Source organism: Exiguobacterium indicum HHS 31 (assembly GCF_001939065.1).
Lineage (GTDB): Bacteria > Bacillota > Bacilli > Exiguobacteriales > Exiguobacteriaceae > Exiguobacterium_A > Exiguobacterium_A indicum.
The window spans coordinates 942606-960018 of the sequence record NZ_MPSZ01000001.1; the positions used below are offsets into that span (position 1 = coordinate 942606).

At 46.8% G+C, this 17413-nt stretch carries 17 protein-coding genes; 6 read left to right on the forward strand and 11 right to left on the reverse strand.

What is annotated here, in order from left to right:
- Positions 1-52 precede the first annotated feature (52 nt).
- Both N179_RS05180 and N179_RS05185 read left to right on the forward strand, forming a co-directional pair.
- Positions 53-640: a hypothetical protein gene (locus N179_RS05180; protein ID WP_075642420.1), complete on the forward strand. Its 588-nt coding sequence runs from the start codon at positions 53-55 to the stop codon at positions 638-640.
- A 70-nt stretch (positions 641-710) separates the two neighbouring features.
- On the forward strand, positions 711-3944 hold the full coding sequence (locus N179_RS05185; RefSeq protein WP_075642421.1) for an FtsX-like permease family protein: 3234 nt from the start codon (positions 711-713) through the stop codon (positions 3942-3944).
- A 53-nt stretch (positions 3945-3997) separates the two neighbouring features.
- Here N179_RS05185 and N179_RS05190 read toward each other — a convergent pair whose 3' ends face one another.
- From N179_RS05190 to N179_RS05210, 5 genes are all read right to left on the reverse strand, one after another.
- Complete coding sequence (locus N179_RS05190; protein ID WP_075642422.1) at positions 3998-4921, reverse strand: DMT family transporter; 924 nt, start codon at positions 4919-4921, stop codon at positions 3998-4000.
- Positions 4922-5026: 105 nt separating this feature from the next.
- Positions 5027-5497: a hypothetical protein gene (locus N179_RS05195; RefSeq protein ID WP_075642423.1), complete on the reverse strand. Its 471-nt coding sequence runs from the start codon at positions 5495-5497 to the stop codon at positions 5027-5029.
- Between the two features lie 31 nt (positions 5498-5528).
- Positions 5529-5846 carry a hypothetical protein gene (locus N179_RS05200; protein ID WP_075642424.1) on the reverse strand — a complete coding sequence of 106 codons (318 nt, stop codon included), beginning with the start codon at positions 5844-5846 and terminating at the stop codon, positions 5529-5531.
- A 29-nt stretch (positions 5847-5875) separates the two neighbouring features.
- Positions 5876-8320: an ABC transporter permease gene (locus N179_RS05205; RefSeq protein WP_075642425.1), complete on the reverse strand. Its 2445-nt coding sequence runs from the start codon at positions 8318-8320 to the stop codon at positions 5876-5878.
- Positions 8317-9060, reverse strand: coding sequence for an ABC transporter ATP-binding protein (locus N179_RS05210; protein ID WP_075642426.1), 744 nt, complete (start codon positions 9058-9060; stop codon positions 8317-8319). The genes N179_RS05205 and N179_RS05210 overlap by 4 nt, the downstream gene beginning before the upstream one ends.
- Positions 9061-9243: 183 nt before the next feature.
- Here N179_RS05210 and N179_RS05215 point away from each other — a divergent pair, with 183 nt between their 5' ends.
- Entirely contained in the window at positions 9244-10812 is a 1569-nt protein-coding gene (locus tag N179_RS05215) for a serine hydrolase domain-containing protein (RefSeq protein WP_075642427.1), read from the forward strand.
- A 64-nt stretch (positions 10813-10876) separates the two neighbouring features.
- Here the strand turns inward: N179_RS05215 and N179_RS05220 are convergent, their stop codons facing one another.
- The 5 genes from N179_RS05220 to N179_RS05240 all read right to left on the reverse strand — a co-directional run bounded on the left by N179_RS05220 (position 10877) and on the right by N179_RS05240 (position 14969).
- Positions 10877-11299, reverse strand: a complete 423-nt coding sequence (locus N179_RS05220) for a cytidine deaminase (RefSeq protein WP_075642428.1) — start codon at positions 11297-11299, stop codon at positions 10877-10879.
- A gap of 10 nt (positions 11300-11309) precedes the next feature.
- Positions 11310-12080 (reverse strand): ABC transporter permease, encoded by a 771-nt coding sequence (locus N179_RS05225; RefSeq protein WP_075642429.1) that lies wholly within the window; start codon positions 12078-12080, stop codon positions 11310-11312.
- Positions 12077-12778, reverse strand: a complete 702-nt coding sequence (locus N179_RS05230) for an ABC transporter ATP-binding protein (protein WP_075642430.1) — start codon at positions 12776-12778, stop codon at positions 12077-12079. Before N179_RS05230 ends, N179_RS05225 begins: the two co-directional genes overlap by 4 nt.
- 96 nt (positions 12779-12874) lie before the next feature.
- Positions 12875-13315 (reverse strand): NUDIX domain-containing protein, encoded by a 441-nt coding sequence (locus tag N179_RS05235; protein ID WP_083639916.1) that lies wholly within the window; start codon positions 13313-13315, stop codon positions 12875-12877.
- Positions 13316-13370: 55 nt separating this feature from the next.
- Positions 13371-14969, reverse strand: a complete 1599-nt coding sequence (locus N179_RS05240; protein ID WP_075642431.1) for a M3 family metallopeptidase — start codon at positions 14967-14969, stop codon at positions 13371-13373.
- A gap of 159 nt (positions 14970-15128) precedes the next feature.
- Here N179_RS05240 and N179_RS05245 point away from each other — a divergent pair, with 159 nt between their 5' ends.
- Positions 15129-15335 (forward strand): helix-turn-helix transcriptional regulator, encoded by a 207-nt coding sequence (locus N179_RS05245; RefSeq protein ID WP_023468455.1) that lies wholly within the window; start codon positions 15129-15131, stop codon positions 15333-15335.
- Positions 15332-16030 (forward strand): DUF3169 family protein, encoded by a 699-nt coding sequence (locus N179_RS05250; protein ID WP_075642432.1) that lies wholly within the window; start codon positions 15332-15334, stop codon positions 16028-16030. Before N179_RS05245 ends, N179_RS05250 begins: the two co-directional genes overlap by 4 nt.
- A gap of 44 nt (positions 16031-16074) precedes the next feature.
- On the opposite strand, the gene N179_RS16930 is transcribed toward N179_RS05250, so the two are convergent.
- Positions 16075-16224 (reverse strand): hypothetical protein, encoded by a 150-nt coding sequence (locus tag N179_RS16930; RefSeq protein ID WP_023468457.1) that lies wholly within the window; start codon positions 16222-16224, stop codon positions 16075-16077.
- A gap of 288 nt (positions 16225-16512) precedes the next feature.
- On the opposite strand from N179_RS16930, the gene N179_RS05260 reads away from it, so the two are divergent.
- A complete protein-coding gene (locus N179_RS05260) occupies positions 16513-17376 on the forward strand; it encodes an NAD-dependent epimerase/dehydratase family protein (RefSeq protein ID WP_075642433.1) in 864 nt (287 codons plus the stop codon).
- Positions 17377-17413 lie beyond the last annotated feature (37 nt).

Genomic DNA, 17413 nt, shown 5'->3' on the forward strand with positions numbered 1-17413 from the left:
TAGTATATTTTATATAAATATTCTGACTATTACATCAAAAAGGAGTGTTTTTATGTCAAAAGCTCGTAAAACGATTCCTCTAGTGATTACTTCTCTTGCCCTGATCGGTGGGGGAGGCTGGTATTGGTCATCCCATCAGGAGAAACCTATCAATGTCTCATCACAAACAAAATTAGCTGGTGTAAACGAGACGCAGGAGAATCGCATCTTAAACATTGACGAATTGATGAAACAGGGACTCGTCAAGACATATCCGGGTGATCCTAAACTAAAAGCGAAGACATTCCGTGCCGAGGCACTTCTTTCCTCTCCTCCAAAAGAATTAAACCTGAAAGATAAACCAGGTTATCGTTATGTCACGATTCCGCTCGTCATGCATGACACGTCCGATAATTTCGGAGCTTACAGTGTCTATAAACCAAACTTATTCGTTCTCAATGATGGCAAAGGACACGAGTACGACGTCGTCGATTACGTCAATCATAATCCGAAGGCGTGGAAGAACAGTCATCAATATTATTCTCCACATCGCGCTCAAATCGATTTAGTCTATCAAGTACCAGAAGAAGCGAAGACGTTCGTCTTATTCGCTGCTTCCGATGCATTCCCGAAAACGCATACGATTAAAATCGAACTGTGATCCATTGCGCTTGCATGAATGTGCAGGCGTTTTTTACATAAGAATACGATGAGAAAGGATGTATGGTATCATGCTACGTTTCATCTGGAATTCGTGGTGGCGCAACAAGGAACGATTCATTTTATTACTCGTCGGCGTTCTCGTCGTCAGTACCGGTTTGAGTTATTTGATCGGGACGACACAAGCAAATAACGGAACAGTCGTCGACGAACTGCAAAAACGTTGGAAGTCTTCTTACGATATCGTCGTGCGTCCCCCAAATAGCCGAAGCGTGACGGAAGACCTCAAACTACTCGAACCGAACTATATGAGTAGTCTAGATGGTGGAATCACGATGAAGCAATATAAGACGATCCAAGATATCTCGGACGTCGAAGTCGCAGCTCCGATTGCGATGATTGGAAACCACTCTACAAATGCACCTGTTGGTACGCATCGGTTTGATGATTACGGTGTCTATAAACTGACGATCACTGATAAACAGAATACCGGCTTGAACGTCGAAAAGTACTCTACCGTTAATTATCTCGCTGCCGGATGGACACCAGATGAAAATGCAACACGTTCCGGCGTCTCACCTGCTGTTCTAGGTGAAGATCCGTTATTAGAATTCGGAAGTGCGACGATGGTTGCCGGAATTGATCCCGAAGCAGAAGCCCGCTTGATCGGACTAGATAACGCGACGATCAGCGGAAAACATAGTCGCTACTTTAACAAACAAGACAAAGCAAACGTCGTCGATCCTGAACTCGGAACGGTTGAGATGCCCATTTTGATGAGCGAACGGGAATATGTCGATGCGTCACGGACGTATACGTATGAGAAAATAGACCTCCCGCTTATTAATGACTCGATTCAAGAGACGATTCAAGATGTTACGAAGCGTGGTGGTGCAAAGTTTCTAAATACGCTACAGACGACTGACGATCCTGCAAAGACGTATTCAGTCACAACGCAGGACGTTCAAAAAACACTGCTAAAACAAATCATGACGGACTCGTTTCCTGAGCTGCCGTCAGGAAATTCCGAATGGCTGATCCTAAAGCCGTCACCGATTAGTTATCAGTCCATCTCCAGCCCCTTTGCGTCGCGCTGGCCGTTCAGTTACCAAGTTGAACCGAAGAAAGTCGATCCGGATTCGTTACTAGCAAAACGGACGATGTACCGGGAAGCACGCATGTTTGGGAAGACGAGTGATGATTGGCCAAGAGTTCGCTTAAACTACATCGGAGTCTTCAATCCAAAGAAATTGAATATATCGAAGGATCCCTTGACGGAACTACCGATGGAAACGTATTTCCCTGCAAAGGCGCAATGGGTCATGGATAAGAATGATCGTCCGGTTAACCCCGTCAAGGATGTCAAACCGACGAATGATCCGTATGACTTCCTGACGAAACCCCCTTCGATGTTGACGACGCTTGATGCCGCCTTCAAGATTCGTGGCGAAAAAGCAATCTCTGTCATCCGCGTCAATGTCAAAGGCGTCGATCAGATGAATGCAGCGAGTGAGCAAAAGCTCCAAGACGTCGCGAACGAAATTGAGGAGAAGACCGGTCTGATCACGGACATCACACTTGGTTCCTCTCCGCAGCTCGCTTTGACGTACTTGCCAGGACTTGAAAAACAATCGGCCCTCGGTTGGGTCCAACAACCGTGGATCAAACTCGGTTCTTCAATGACGATTTTCCAAGAGGCGAAGGTCGGTATGTCTGGCGTCATCGCTAGCGTCATCGCGGTTGCGCTCGTCTATGTCTTTAGTTCAAATATCATTCTACTCTATGCACGCAAAAAGGAATTCGCGATTCTATTGTCTCTCGGCTGGCGTCCGCGTCAACTCTCGAAGTTGCTGTTCCTTGAAGCGACGCTACTCGGATCTCTCGTAGCGTTAATCGCTTGGTCGATTCTCGGTACGTTTTGGTTAACGACTGATCATCCGATCGCTTTAGGACGAATTCTGTTAATCGGTCTTGCTGGTCTACTCATTTACTGGGGTGGGACGCTCGTTCCGATGGCATTGATTCGTAGAATCAAACCATATGAGAGCATGCGATCCGGTGAAGTCTCACGTTCGCGACGATTCGTTCGGTCACAATCGATTCTTGGTATGAGCATGAACCAACTCTTTACGTACTGGCAACGAACAATCCTTTCGATTATCGCGATCGCCTTGCCGACGAGTCTGTTCATCTTCTTCCTCTTCGTGACATTCCGCTTAAAAGGGGTGCTCTATGCGACGTGGCTTGGTGAATATGTCGCCTTAGAAGTCGGCACGATGCATTATGTCGCGATGGGTGTTGCCCTATTGATCGCCATCTTGACGACGACGGAAATTCTTTGGCAAAACGTCAATGAACGTCGCAGTCAACTCGCTGTCTTAAAAGCGACAGGGTGGCAAGACGGGTTGATTCGACGCCTCGTCTTATTAGAAGGTTTGCTGACAGGGTTACTAGCTGGAATCGTCGGACTTCTGTTTGCGCTAGTGATGATTTGGCAAGTATACCGCCAATTCCCGACGACGGAACTCGGTTTCTTGTCTGCAACGATTCTCATTCCCCTGCTGACAGGGATCATCGGTGCGATTTTACCAGCACAGCGCGCTGTCCGTATCGTTCCGAATGCTGCAATCAGCAGCGTCAATGCTAACTCAAAAGAAACCGAACGACGCTTTAAACTTGCTCTTTCATCTATCGGAGCCGTGTTATTCGTCGGTGTCCTTTCCCTCTTCCTGTTTGCAACGAATGAACAACCTGCCAAACAGAAGTCTGTTGCGAAAGCTCCAAAAGTCATCACGACGGGAAGCAAAATTTCCGATGGTCTTACGGGTGCAAAGCGACAGCTCGAGACGACGAAAAAAGAATCATCCGGTGTCATCGAAGAGACGATGGCAAAAGGAACGATTAAGACGTTCCCAGGAGATCCGGCTGTTAAAGATACAAGTTTCTGGATCGGAAAATTGTTGAAGCAACCGCCTGCTTCCCTGAAACTAAAAGAGAAAGAGGGGTATCAGTACATCACGGTTCCGACGTTTTATCAAGATCTCTACTATCGAGATGCTGGGGAGGAAAGTTACTATTTCCCGAATCGTTTCCAAGTGACGGGAGTCAGTGGTGTCTATGAACCGATTGATTATGAAAACAAAAACGAAAAAACATGGAAACAGGGTATGAAGTATGTTGCACCGGGTCGGTCACATGTGAACCTTGTCTATCAAGTACCTGCAGATGAGACAGAATTCGTCATGTTCGTCTCAGGGGCTATTTTCGCAAAGACGATTACCGTTAAAATTGATTTAAAGAAATGACCGAAGACAGCTCGTTCTCAACGTATGCCACCATACGTTCGAACGAGCTGTTTTTAAATGCGTATCAACACAATACCGCTAAGCATGACAAGTAGACTGACGATCTGCACACCTGTGACCGGTTGTTTCTTTGCACCGAACCAGCCGAAACGGTCAATCAATAGGCTGCCGGTCAGAAGACCGATCGTGACGATGACGACAGCGAGTCCTGTACCAACGAGCGGAACGATGAAGGCATTACCGGCAACGAACAACGCACCGATCAATCCCCCGATCCAAATCCAAGCAGGTAAGGGTTGCGAACGATCGATGTGCCATTTCGTTCGGAGGATCAGATTCAGTAATAACAAGGTGATCGTACCGATGACGAATGAAATCAAGGCACCTTTGACGGCTGACCCGAGAACACTACCGAGATGACCATTGATCGCTGTCTGGGCAGCACTCATCATACCGGTTAGAATTCCGAGCAGACGCCAGATAAACAATGAGTTTTCTGATGATGTCATCTGTTGCTTGCGCCGTCGTGCGAAATAGTCACCAAGCGCGACCGTTCCAACGACACCGAGTAACACAAGCACTGCGCCGATGACTCGTGTCAGTGAGAGTGAGGTGACCGTTGACTCAAACAATCCGAAATGATCGATCAACAGTCCCATGATGACCTGACCGAAAATGGGCATGATGACCGTTTGTACGCCTCCGAGTCGCGGAAACAGCAGGATGTTCCCAGTCAAATAGATGACGCCAAGCAGTCCCCCAACCCAAATCCAGAACGGTTCATCGGCAGTAGCCATAAGACCTGTGAGATTCCCATCGACGACCAACACCAGAATCAGTAAGAAGAGTGAGCCGATCGAAAAGGAAATCAGCGAAGCGAGGAACGGCGAACCGACAACGCCCCGCAGCCGTGTATTAACACTCGTTTGAACTGGTACGAGCAGACCGATGATAAATCCAATGATGATAGCAAGCATACGAGGACCTCCTTCTTCATGTGCCCCTTCATCATACGGCAGTCGAACACGCTGAAGCGACCGGAATGCTCAAAAAGGAGCCGGTGCATCGACCGGCTCCACGGATTAGAGCTTCTTCCACGACTTCGGATACATCCGCAGTTCCTTCTTCGTTGGATGCTCAGCATCGAGACGTTTTCCGTTTCGTTCAAGCAACATATCGGATACGAGCAAAACAATCGCAAGAACGACATAGACAGTAAAACTGAGGAAGAATGGCAAGTCGAATACGATGATCAGCGGGAAGAATAATCCCATTAAGATGACGAACAAAAAATCGGTCACATACTGCCATTGAATGATTTTTTTCATCTGTGGTTCTACCGTTAATGCCATATCACGTTCGACTTCTTGCGAGTGAATCCGCGCAATCCACACTAGTGCTACAAGTAAAAAGAACAATGGCCAGTACACGTCCCGATTGGCGACGACTAATAAGATACTGACCCCGTACAGCAACGAGCTGTATAAACGTGGTTTGACGAGTTGACGCTTTTCTTCTTGAATGAACGTGATGCGTTCGGCTTTCGTTTTCATCTAAATCCCCCAACTGATGTGACGTATCTTTTTAATCTGATCGAACCGTCCGTGATCGACCGATGTACTCGACTTTATTTTGAAGTACACGATACATCCGGTATTCTCCCGTTGGTGTCGACTTCAGCTGAACGGCAATCTGATGACGTCGTGATTTCGATGATTCGGACGCTACGAAGTACGGTTTGACTGACACGATATCATCACGTCCGAACTGCTTCGTCACGTGTCTTACGACTTGCACTTCAACAATCTGTTCATAGGTCGCATCCCGTTCATCTGCGATCATCCACCAGCCGACACCGCTAATTACTATGAGTAATAGAATCGCCCCGATCGTTTTTCGCATTTCGATCCCCCCGGTTCTCGTGCCCTTACTTACTGTTTCAATTCGTGAACGAGGTTTTCCTGCTTTCGTCGGGTGACGAACCAAGCAATGCTTAGGACAAGCACTATCAAACCGGCAATGGTTCCGGCAATCGTCGGTCCGTTAAAGTAAAATGCCCCCCTATCATCGATCCGTGTCACGAAGAAAGTCGCACCAAGACCACTAATCAGCCCAAAGGTGATGCCACTCCCAACGAATAAGAGCATTTGAATGAGTGTCAGCTGCCGGAGCTTGTTCCGTGTCAACGCAATCGTTCGTAGCAAGGCATACTCGCCTCGTTTTCCACTCACGAAACTGAGTAAGGCGTTCGCAAGTCCGAACCAGACGGATCCACTCATGACGACAAGCGCAATCAAGAAGACGAACCAGCGTTCCGTCGTTTGTTGCTCCGCATCGCGAAGCGCGTCAGATAGTCGATTCACTTGCAATGTCGGATAACTTTCTGTGATCTCTAATAATGTTGTGGTCACTTGAGTCTTTTTTAACTCGGACGGAACGTCGATAAAGACATTCAAGATGTGATCGTTTGGTTGCCGCAGTAGCTCGTTCCGCCAATCCACGAGGACGTCTGGTGCTATCTTCTTTTCAATTCCAACGATTCGGAATTGACCGACCGAAACGCTTCGTTCTTGTTCCCCGTCCCATCGCCCGAGCGGCAACGTATCACCTTTTTCGAGACTATGTTTTTTAGCGAAGGTCCGTGAGACGATGATTCCTTCTGTGTCACTCGTCTGCTCTCCCTCTAAGACGTCAAGACGACGATAGTCCGTTACTTCGTATTCGATCGAGACATCTTCTTGAGACGATTGATATTCGAGTGAATTTCGAGACGACAGGAAGGTCGCTTTTGCGCCAGGTAGGTCCGTTTCAATTTGTCGAATCAATTGTAGCGGGTCTCCTTGCGATCCTTCATCTAAACGACTCTTTAAGACGACCTCCGTCGGATATTGGCTGATGATGTACTTCCGTTCGTTTTGTTGCACCGTCTCAAGGAACGTCGAGCCGATGACGACGATGATCATCAAGACCTGAACAATCAGCATCAACCAGGCATTTTTCCGAAGTTGCGGTAACACGCCCCGGAAGGCGACGAAACTTGTCGGTCCCGCTAACCGACGAACGATCGGTTCCGCTCGATGCAGCACTCCCTTCAAGAGGAGTGGCGTCGCAAGATACATCGTCAGTAAAAAGGCGACGGTTGCACCGAGCCAGGCGATTGCCCGTGCCCCCTCCGTACTGGCAATCACTTCAGCGAACAACACCAAACTGACGGTCAATCCACTACTGAACAGGACGAGACGTTTTCGCCGGGTCGGTCGTGACGCCGTTTTCAGATTTTCTCGCAAGACGTGGAGTGGTAACACATCCCGTTTTCGATAAGCCGTACTCGCGAGCAACAGCAGAATCAACAAGGCACTACCGGTCGTGATGAGCACCAAGAACGCTCCCTGTTCGATCATGAGGGAGACGATCATTTTACCCTCTGTCGGCCATACGAGTTGACCGAGTAACGGGAAGCAAATACTGCCTAGAATCGTAAGCACCGTGCCCGCTAAGACAATCAATCCAGATTGAACGAAGAACAGCTGAAACAGTTGCCGTGTCGTCGCCCCAAGCGTCCGCATGATGGCAAATTGGACAGCATGTTTACGTAAATACAAGTCGAAATTCGCCATCAAGATGAAGGCGGACACGACAAGGATCAGTACTGACAAGATTCCGATGTAACCGTTCAGCGCCGGTGAGAGCGTTTGCCCTTCCGAAAGTTCAATCCGGAGCTTCGGATTCGCTTTGACGAGTGTATCGGCATAGTGGACGAGATCCGCCTCTTTTTTTAGATTGAGCAAGACGGCTTTCGTTTCGATCGGATGATACTTCTTCAGATCAGCATACGAAAGAAAGACTTGATCTTGCGTAGCTTCAGATGTTGTCGCACTTGGTAAAATCTCACGGATTCGATACGTCGCTTCTCCGACGCGAAGCGTTTGCCCGACACTACGATCAAGCGACGTCGCGAGTCTAGCTGACACGATCGCTTCTCCCTGTTTCAAATCGTTCGTGAAATGATACCGACTTTTCGTCAGGGCATCCGAATGAACTCCTATCGTCTCCACGTCGACCATCGTTTGACCAGCGACGCGCGCTGTCGTCTGTATGATCGACTCTGCGCCCAAGACATCGTGATCCTTTTTAAGTTGCTCAAACACGGACTGATCCGTCCGCTCGTCTTCAGGTGTATATTTGACCGTCAGATCGACTTGACCATATCTTTGTACACGATCTGTCTCGATAGCGGCTTGATTATGTAATAAAAAAATGACCATCGTTAAGACAAGACCAATCGAAATCATGACGCTTCCGATTGAGGTCACTAAAATCATCGGACTTTTACGGTACAGTCGGTGGGAAAGACGGAAGAGATGTTGTCGTTTCATACAGCCCCCACGAACTGCTCGTATGTCTCTAAGATCGGCGCCACGTCTCCGGTCGACAGCTGATCGGCAACAATCTGTCCGTCATGGAAATACAGCACCCGCTTCGCATGAGCAGCTACGGTCGCATCATGGGTCACGAGCAGGATGCTCGTTAATTGTTCGCGATTGAGTTCTTGAAGCAACTGCATGATTTCAGCAGATGTCTTGAAATCGAGGTTCCCCGTCGGCTCATCCGCTAAGATGATCGGTGGTCGACTGATCAAGGCACGTGCGATGGCGACACGTTGTTGTTGTCCTCCCGACAGCTCTTGCGGTCGATGATTGTTCCACTTCGTCAGTCCGACTCGTTTGAGCCAAGTGTCTACCTCTTGATTGATCGTTTTATCATCCATCCCCTTCAGCATCAACGGTAAAGCGATGTTCTCCTGAACCGTCAAATCATCGAGCAGGTGAAACGATTGAAAGATGAACCCGATGTGCTGTTGTCGGTATAAGGTCGCTGCAGGTTCCGTAAAAATGTCGCGTTGTCGTTTCCCCTTTAGCGTCAACGTTCCGCCGGTTGGTACGTCAAGCGCCCCTAAAATATTTAATAAGGTACTTTTTCCGGATCCACTTGTTCCCATGATGGCAATGAAACCACCCTCTTCTAACGTGAAGGAGACTTGTTTTAATGCTTCGACCGTTTCTGTTCCCCGCGTATAGGTTTTGGATAATCGTTCTATTTCTAATAAACTGTCCATTTAGACCCCTCCTGCAACTTAATGTCATTATGATAACCAATATAAGGTTTTTTTAGAAGTAAATACATAAAAATAGCGGATATACACACTTTTCAAAGGGAATAAAAGGGATTATAATCATTTCAACGAACTAGTCCTACAAATTAAAAGGAAAAATATACAAAATAGGAAGCGAGTGAACAGATGATTTCTACGTTAGAGCACTACATTCAAGAACAAGTCGTTTCTCAGGCGGTCCCCGGATTTTCGTTAGCGATCATCAAAGGTCAGAAAATCGTCTACTCCAATGGCTTTGGGGTAACACATCTCGAAGATGGCGGGGTTCCCGTCACAGCGAATACACTCTTTCGAATTGGTTCATTAAGCAAGCCGTTGACCGCAACAGCGATTATGATTCTTGTCGATCAAGGTAAGTTAGATTTAGATGTTCCCATCATCGACTATGTGCCGTTCTTTTCTTTAAAAGATCTAGGTGCTGCGCGTAAAATCACTCTTCGTATGCTGCTAAGTCATACGTCTGGGCTTCCTGACGGGACGGATTTCACCGGTAGTCGTAACGTCGACGCATTAGAACAATACATCCGCCGTGACGTGCTAGAGTTATCATTGATTGCTCCTCCGGGTCTCCTCTTTTCGTACAGTAACCACGGATTTAATATTGCGGGATACGTTGCAGAATACGTGACTCAAACCTATTTTCCAGAGCTTATGCAAAATCTTTTGTTCAAACCGTTAGGAATGTCACGTACGTTTTACGATCCTCTCATGGCGATGACCTTCCCACTCGCGTTAGGTCATGAAAAAACAGAGACTGGTCACACCGTCGTCAGACCGTTTTATGAGAATGCGGCGAATTATCCATCCTGGTTTGCGATGTCGACCGCAACGGATTATGCCAAATTTCTCTTGATGCATTTGAACACTACAACGCTCCTGTCAACAACAGCGATTCGCGAGATGCACACATTGCAAGTTAGCCGTTACAATCTGCAACAACTTGGATGTGGATTATCGTTCATCACGGAAGACTACAATGGAACACCAACGATTCGTCATGGTGGCGCAATCGGAACGTATACGAGTTTCATGTTAGCTGCTCCAGAGCAACAACTTGCTATCGTGACGCTCGCAAGCCAAGATTATGGAATCGATCTCGCTTATGAAATCTTTGATCAGCTCATGGATACTACGAACAATCCTGTGAAACCGGAACAAATGGTTCCGATTCGTTCTGATCTGGAGCGATATACAGGCTACTTTTTAGGAAATCAAAATGGGCTGGTGCAGATTATCATCGACAGTCAACAACTTAAGATGTATCTAAACGGAACAGAGATGACGCTGCATGCGCATCAGGAAAAACTCTATTTCGTGCAGGATGCGGATGGGCATCCTACTGTGACAGTTGGTTTCGTAGAGGATGATAACAAAGATGTTTATTATATCATTCTAAATGGACAAACCTGCAAACGAATTGAACAGGAACGTGTCTCTCAACCAAATATCGAGTGGTCTGAGATTGAAGGAATCTATTCCAATGGTTCGATTTCCTTTGGACTTAAAGTCGTCAACAACCAACTCTTCATGCTCGATGAAGATCAGGAATATGCCTGTCATCCCTTATTTGGACCACTTTTCTTTACGAAAGAACAGGGGTTACTCGAAATAAGGGAGAACAAACATCGCAATATCTTGATTGTCCAAGGCAATTGGGAGTTCGAACAACTCGGAAACAAATCGAGCCTTATCTAAGTCAATCGTCTTTTACCTCGTAAATACGAAAGGACCTCCTTACCGAATGATAAGGAGGTCCTGTTTACTGTCGGACATATTTCAATGGAATCAAATCCGCGATCCGGACTTTCGTCAACTGATCGTCGATCGTCAAGAGGACAAATGCGTCCGGTGCATAGTCGAAAATCAATTCGCGACACATACCGCACGGACTGACGACGCGAATCGTTCGGTCCGTCTCATCCGAATAGGGATGTCGGACGGCGACGATCGTCTCAAAATCCGTCAATCCATCCGTGATGGCGGAACCGATCGTGATGGCTTCCGCGCACACCGTCACCCGTCCGATATAGGCTTCGACATGAACACCCGTTTTCGTCGCGCCATCTTTTGTCCGCAACGCAGCTGCGACGTGATGTTTATCGTCAGCGTAACGGCTTTGAATCGTTTCAGTTGCTCGTTCGACCAGTTGCAGGTCGGCTTCTGTAATCGGATAAGTCTGCATAATGTGCTCCTTACGTGTCTTTTTTCTTATAGGTCAAACCGATGAATTGTGCTTTTTCATTGAATAGTCGACGGTAGGATAGAAAACCAACGAGGACCGATGCCATCGCCGCCGTCGTCAAGATCAGGAATAGAATCAATAGTTGATAAAGGACCGCTTCCATTGGATCCGCGCCACCGATGATCAACCCACTCATCATCCCAGGCAGTTGGACGAGCCCCATCGTTTTTTGCGCTTCGATCGTTGGAATCATACTTGTCCGGATTGCGCCTTTTAAGCTCGTATCAATCGCTGTCTTCGCATCTCCACCGAGTGAAAGAATCAGTTCGATGACCTCGTCGCTTCGTTCGACCTCGTCCTTGAACTTATTGAGAAACAATAAGGACAAGATCATACAGTTTCCGATGACCATCCCGCTAATTGGAATGACTTGCTGGGCTTCGAACGGAATGATCTGTAGCCCGAGCAAAATGCCCATCGTCAATGCTTCAACCGCAATCAGTGTGAACAAGATGATCCACTGAATCCCGGGAATTCCGTCCCCTTTACGGATGACGTTCAGTGTCGCTGCGCCGATCATCAACAGAATCATCAATAACATGAAAATTGGACTTCCGTTTTCAAAGACGAACGTCAAAATATAACCGATGATCAACAGCTGTACAATCGATCGAATGGTTGCGATGATGATGTCCTTCTCTAGACCCAGCCGTAACGTCCGCGCTAAGACAAGAGGGATCAGAATGAAGATGAGCGAAGTTGCCAGTTGGAGGTAACTCATATCGATTCCCCCTTCAAGAACGCTTGTGTCTCGGCTTGATCACTTGAAGCGAGTTCTTTAAAAGCACCAGACTCGATCAATCGACCGTCTTTTAAAAACCAGACGTCGTCGCTGACCCGCTTGGCTTGCTCTAAGTCATGTGTAATCCAAATGATTGTCGTCTGTAACTCCTGCTGCAAATCAAGAATCAGCTTCTCAATCTCCTGTACCATCCGGTAATCGAGACTTGCCGTGATTTCGTCAAGCAACAGGACGTCTGGTCGATTGACAAGTGTCCGTGCGATTCCGAGTCGGCTCCGTTCACCACCGGACAAATCTTTGACCGTTCGCTCAAGTTCGACCGATAGATCGACTTGTTGCAGCAAACGTTTCGCCTCTTCGCGTGGCAACGATTCACCGAAGATCGATTTCGGCAAATTGATATTATCATAGACGGTACCCGGAATCATCGGCGCACTTTGGAACGCCATCCCGATTCGTTTGCGGACCTCGAGCAGATCCATCTGTTCAAGTGGTTCGCCTCGAAAACAAATTTCGCCGCGATCGGGAGAGATCAGTCCATTGATGTGCTTCAAGGTCGTGGATTTCCCGGCACCACTTGGTCCGACGAGCGTCGTAATGACACCTTCGCGGAACTCACCTGTTATTTCGTGTAAGATGTGTTGATAGCTGACTTCGTGAAACGTAAGAATCGACATACTGTGTGTTCACCTGACTTTCTACAAGTTTCGAGTAATACTCCTGTAAAGTTGTACCCGAAAATTCGTCACCTTATTACGTCAAGCAACACTTCCTTACGTATGGATGATTTCTCCAGCAAAATCATACGGTACCGTTCGACCAGCAAAGAACGCTTCTTTTGATGCTTCCGGTAAGTTGAGGTGTTTGAACGCTTCTTCATGGTCCATCCAGACGAGTCCGGAAATTTCTTCCGGAACATTCGTCTTTAATTGACCAGAAGTGATTTCTCCCACGAAGAAGAAAAAGAGACAATGTTCCCCCGCTTGCGGAAAGAATGCTTCTGCCACATGGACGATGTCACCTGGAATAATAGTAAATCCTGTCTCTTCCAAAACTTCACGCGTGATTGCCATATGTAAAGTTTCGTCACGTTCGACTGTCCCACCAGGCAATGTATGGTAGTCACCGTGATCACCACGATTCTCGACCATCAATAATTGATCGCCTGTTTCGTTAAATAATGTCGCATAGACGATGTTTTTACGGATATTCATGTTCGTCCTCCTATCGTTTTGTACATCTGCTATTTCTGATCAAAGCGTGTTGTTTTTAATATGCCTTTTCTAACTCATTTGTCCAAATTTCAATTTGACCTTCTAGGAACGCCATCAACTCTCTCATTTCCGCATCACTTGGTAAGAAGGATACGCCCGCTCTCGCATAGACGTCTTGGATCGAATGGGTTTGACTAAGCGCCAAGGCTGCGATGAAATCTTTCAGCGTTTGGTCAGGGTCTTTCGTGAAATGTTGATAAACCTGGAGAGCGGCGATTTGAGCAATCGCGTACTCGATGTAATAAAAAGGTGTCTCAAAGAGATGGATGACACTCATCCATGCATGACCTTTCCAATCGGGTGTTTCCGACCAATCGATGACGTCCGTATCGTATGATTCTCGGAGATCGGCATAATAGGCATGTCGTTCTTTTGGATCATGACCCGGGTGAGCATAGAGCCATGATTGAAAACGATCGACGATGATCGTCTCGGGTAAGAACTCGACAATGGAACGAATCTGTTCGAGTTTTGCCCGGGCAACGTCTTTTTTATCCGAAATCACCTGATGCCATTCGTTCATCGTCAACAACTCGAGCGACATGGCAGCGAACTCCCCTACTTCAAGCGGAATCGGTTGTAGTCCGTCGTACGTTTCTTTCATCGCATCATGATGGACGGCATGACCAATCTCATGCATAAAGATGACGAGATCATCAAACGTATGGATACGATTCATGAATAAGAACGATTGTTGTTCGACCGGTAAATACTCACAAAACCCTCCGCCCGCTTTGTTTGACCGGGCATCGATATCGAGATGATTCATCTGTCGCATGTCTTTTAATACGTCCGCAAAATAGGGGTGAACGCTCTCGAGGATGGCTTGAGTCTGATCTAAGAATGAAGTATCAGAACCGGTCACGTGATGATCAATCTGTGTATAGGCCGATTGCCGGACGTCCCATGGATGGAGCGCCTGTTTGCCGAGAAACGTTTGTTGTTCGCGCTGAAATCGCCGTTTGATTGGTAGAAAGTCAGATTGAATGATGGTGGCGTAATGATCGACATCTTGACTCGTATAATCGACGCGTCCGAGTTCTGCAAAAGCTAGTTCCTCGTATCCGATCTTACCACTTGCAGTGGCACGCGCTTGTCGTAACTCAACGAGTCGTGAAAACAACGGTTGAATGACGGATTCTTTCGTGCGGAACGCTTCCTCAATCGATAAGAGCGCTTGTTTTCGAGTGGATTCATCCGCGTCAAATAAAGCAGCATAGAGATCCGAAACCGACTCTCCCGACTTTGTCAGCATCGTCGCCTCAATTCGGAGATAGTCTTGAATAAGACAAGCTTCCTCTTCTGTCACACTTGTTGCTCTGAGTGATTGTTCAAAACGTGCTCTCGTTCGAAGTGTGACGTCATCACGCGAGACGAGATCCATTTTTACGGAACGTCTCAACGTATCGAGCTTATCCGATAGCTGCTGACGCCCTTGTTCGTATTCAGAAGTGGTACCGGGGTCTGTGACGTCCTGGAGATACGCGATTTTTTGTTTGAGCAATGTCTCTTCCATTTGGAGAATCGAAGCAATCTGGTGCGTAACATTCTCATCATGATAAATAACGTTATTTACACGTGACTGAGATTTCATCGACGGATTTCACATCTCCTTTCAACTTATTCTAGTATACAGTTTATGCCAACGATATGATCGTTTTACGAATAATTGACTATTATATTGTCTTTTTTGACTATTATCATTGTCATAAAGACAATGATAAGTTACATTATATAGGAGGTGAATCCCTATATGAAATCCCGTTTAAAAGAATTACGTGCCCGTCACGGATGGAATCAGTCTGAACTGGCACGGCGTGCGAACATTTCGCGCCAGACGATCAGCTTAATCGAACGCGAAGAATTCATGCCGTCGCTATTGATCGCTGTCAAAATTTCTCGTGTGTTTGACACACCGCTAGAAGACATCTTTTATTTCGATGAGGAGGAATTAACATGAACAAGGAAGCAGTCAAGGTCATCATCGCAGCGTTACTCGGTTTTATTAGCAGTTATTTCGTCATGTTTGTCCTAAAAAATATCCAGTTGTCACAGTTTGAACGATCGCTCTATCTTGATTACATATTTATTGGTCTTTTCGTTATCTTGACGCTCTTGACTCTCAGTTACATCGTACGCTATTCGCAAATTCGTCAATTGACTCAACACTCTGTTTCTTCCGACGAAGAGGACGCGATTGACGATCAAGTGAATCGCTACTATGCAGATGGCATGATGATAGTTCAGGTTTCTACTCTTCTCAGCATCGGGCTCGCATCGTTTAGCATCATTGAAAACCAGTTCGGACTTCATTTGATACTGAGCGGACTCTTTTTTATCATCAGTAGTCTTGCCTCTGTTTTTTATCTTAATCTCATGCATCATATATATCCGGACCGTCAGTTCCCGAAGTACTCGGAAACAAACTATATCAAAAAGCTGTTCGCTGCTTCAGATGACGGCGAGCGACACGTCGTGTTAGAGGGACTCATCCGTTCACAGTCTTCTTTGCAACTCCTATTGATGGGGATCATCGTCGTATTGGTCGTGTATTCGTATGAGACCGGTCAATCTCAGATCTTTGCGATCAGCTTATTGATTATCGCCTTGATTTGGAGCAATGCGAAATATTTTCTCCATGTACGCAATCGCTAAACAGGAGCATCCGGTCCCTCGACCTGATGCTCCTTTACTTGCCTTCAAAAATCCCGATGATTTTGTTGCTGATGGACATCATGTTGATTCAATGTATATTCCTGATCGTCGAGCGAGCGATGTTTCGATTGACTCCGCGCTGAAATGAACCAAACGACTCCACCAACGGCGAGAAAAATAGCAATGAAGATCATAGACACCCTCCTTTAGATTCCTTTTTTACTTTATTCTTCCAACACCCTGGTTTTTCCTTTACGATAAGATAGAAGATATTAATTTATAGGGGGCGTTAGGATGTTCGGCAAAGAACCGACATGTATGCATTGCGGAAAACGATTGAAGGAAACGAAAAAGTCTACATCCAGATGCGCTATCCGAAACATCGCGGGATGACCGAAGTCAAAGCATACCTAAAAAGCGAAGGACGTTTCATTTGTGAGCAATGTTTCGCAGAAAAGACAGAGTCAAAGGGGTAAGCACTTATGAACCTGAAAGAGAGTACGATTTTAGTTACAGGAATGACCGGAACGCTTGGCTCTCGTGTTGCGCGACGTTTTCTAGAAGTAGCGCGTGAAGTGCGCGGTTTGTATCGCTCTCAGGAACAAGCGGATCAATACGCTTTCAAAGATGTCCACGCAGTCATCGGTGAGCTCGGTGATCCGGATTCGCTTCTTACAGCACTTCAAGGCGTCGATCTGTTGATTCACTGTGCTGCCTATCTCGGAGATGATCCCGATTTAGCACAGGAAGCAAATGTCACTGGTGTACAACATCTCGCGGATGCTGCGACAAAAGCTCGTGTCAAGCGCATCGTTCACATCTCGACGACTTCCGTGTACGGCGAAGTCGTGAGTGGACATTTTACGGAAACGTCACCACTCCTACCGTCCGAACACGTCTATATCCATACAAAACAGGAATCCGAACGACTGTTACAGGAAAACACACCCGCTTCCGACTTAATCATCTTACGTCCAGGATCAATTTGTGCCGAGGAGCAGTCCTACTGGGGAGATCGTCAAGTCGAGCGGATGAAGGAGGCGGATGTGATTACCTGGGTGCATCCGGACGATGTCGTCCCGTGGGTCCATACGGATAATCTAGTCGAGATGATCGTCATCGCCGCAAAGAATGCGCATAATGGAGACACCTTCAATGCGATTGATGCGAATCTACCTGAGACGGATTTCCGGATGAAGTTGATCACAGCAAGTGACAAGCCGTACCAAACACCGAATCGTCCGGCGGAATGCGCTACTTTCTCAAACGAACGAATCAAACGACTCGGATATGTTCCGATTCGTACTCCTGAATCAACTATTGAACAGTTGGTCAAATCGTTTTAATAACGAAGAGGCATCGAATCGAGTGATTCGGTGCCTC

What these genes read in the sequence shown, in the direction of transcription:
- N179_RS05180 (WP_075642420.1), top strand. Translation starts at nt 53, where the DNA reads ATGTCAAAAGCTCGTAAAACGATTCCTCTAGTGATTACTTCTCTTGCC.
- N179_RS05205 (WP_075642425.1), bottom strand. Translation starts at nt 8,320, where the DNA reads ATGAAACGACAACATCTCTTCCGTCTTTCCCACCGACTGTACCGTAAA.
- N179_RS05195 (WP_075642423.1), bottom strand. Translation starts at nt 5,497, where the DNA reads ATGAAAACGAAAGCCGAACGCATCACGTTCATTCAAGAAGAAAAGCGT.
- N179_RS05225 (WP_075642429.1), bottom strand. Translation starts at nt 12,080, where the DNA reads ATGAGTTACCTCCAACTGGCAACTTCGCTCATCTTCATTCTGATCCCT.
- N179_RS05235 (WP_083639916.1), bottom strand. Translation starts at nt 13,315, where the DNA reads ATGAATATCCGTAAAAACATCGTCTATGCGACATTATTTAACGAAACA.
- N179_RS05250 (WP_075642432.1), top strand. Translation starts at nt 15,332, where the DNA reads ATGAACAAGGAAGCAGTCAAGGTCATCATCGCAGCGTTACTCGGTTTT.
- N179_RS05240 (WP_075642431.1), bottom strand. Translation starts at nt 14,969, where the DNA reads ATGAAATCTCAGTCACGTGTAAATAACGTTATTTATCATGATGAGAAT.
- N179_RS05200 (WP_075642424.1), bottom strand. Translation starts at nt 5,846, where the DNA reads ATGCGAAAAACGATCGGGGCGATTCTATTACTCATAGTAATTAGCGGT.
- N179_RS05230 (WP_075642430.1), bottom strand. Translation starts at nt 12,778, where the DNA reads ATGTCGATTCTTACGTTTCACGAAGTCAGCTATCAACACATCTTACAC.
- N179_RS05190 (WP_075642422.1), bottom strand. Translation starts at nt 4,921, where the DNA reads ATGCTTGCTATCATCATTGGATTTATCATCGGTCTGCTCGTACCAGTT.
- N179_RS05260 (WP_075642433.1), top strand. Translation starts at nt 16,513, where the DNA reads ATGAACCTGAAAGAGAGTACGATTTTAGTTACAGGAATGACCGGAACG.
- N179_RS05220 (WP_075642428.1), bottom strand. Translation starts at nt 11,299, where the DNA reads ATGCAGACTTATCCGATTACAGAAGCCGACCTGCAACTGGTCGAACGA.
- N179_RS16930 (WP_023468457.1), bottom strand. Translation starts at nt 16,224, where the DNA reads ATGATCTTCATTGCTATTTTTCTCGCCGTTGGTGGAGTCGTTTGGTTC.
- N179_RS05210 (WP_075642426.1), bottom strand. Translation starts at nt 9,060, where the DNA reads ATGGACAGTTTATTAGAAATAGAACGATTATCCAAAACCTATACGCGG.
- N179_RS05245 (WP_023468455.1), top strand. Translation starts at nt 15,129, where the DNA reads ATGAAATCCCGTTTAAAAGAATTACGTGCCCGTCACGGATGGAATCAG.
- N179_RS05185 (WP_075642421.1), top strand. Translation starts at nt 711, where the DNA reads ATGCTACGTTTCATCTGGAATTCGTGGTGGCGCAACAAGGAACGATTC.
- N179_RS05215 (WP_075642427.1), top strand. Translation starts at nt 9,244, where the DNA reads ATGATTTCTACGTTAGAGCACTACATTCAAGAACAAGTCGTTTCTCAG.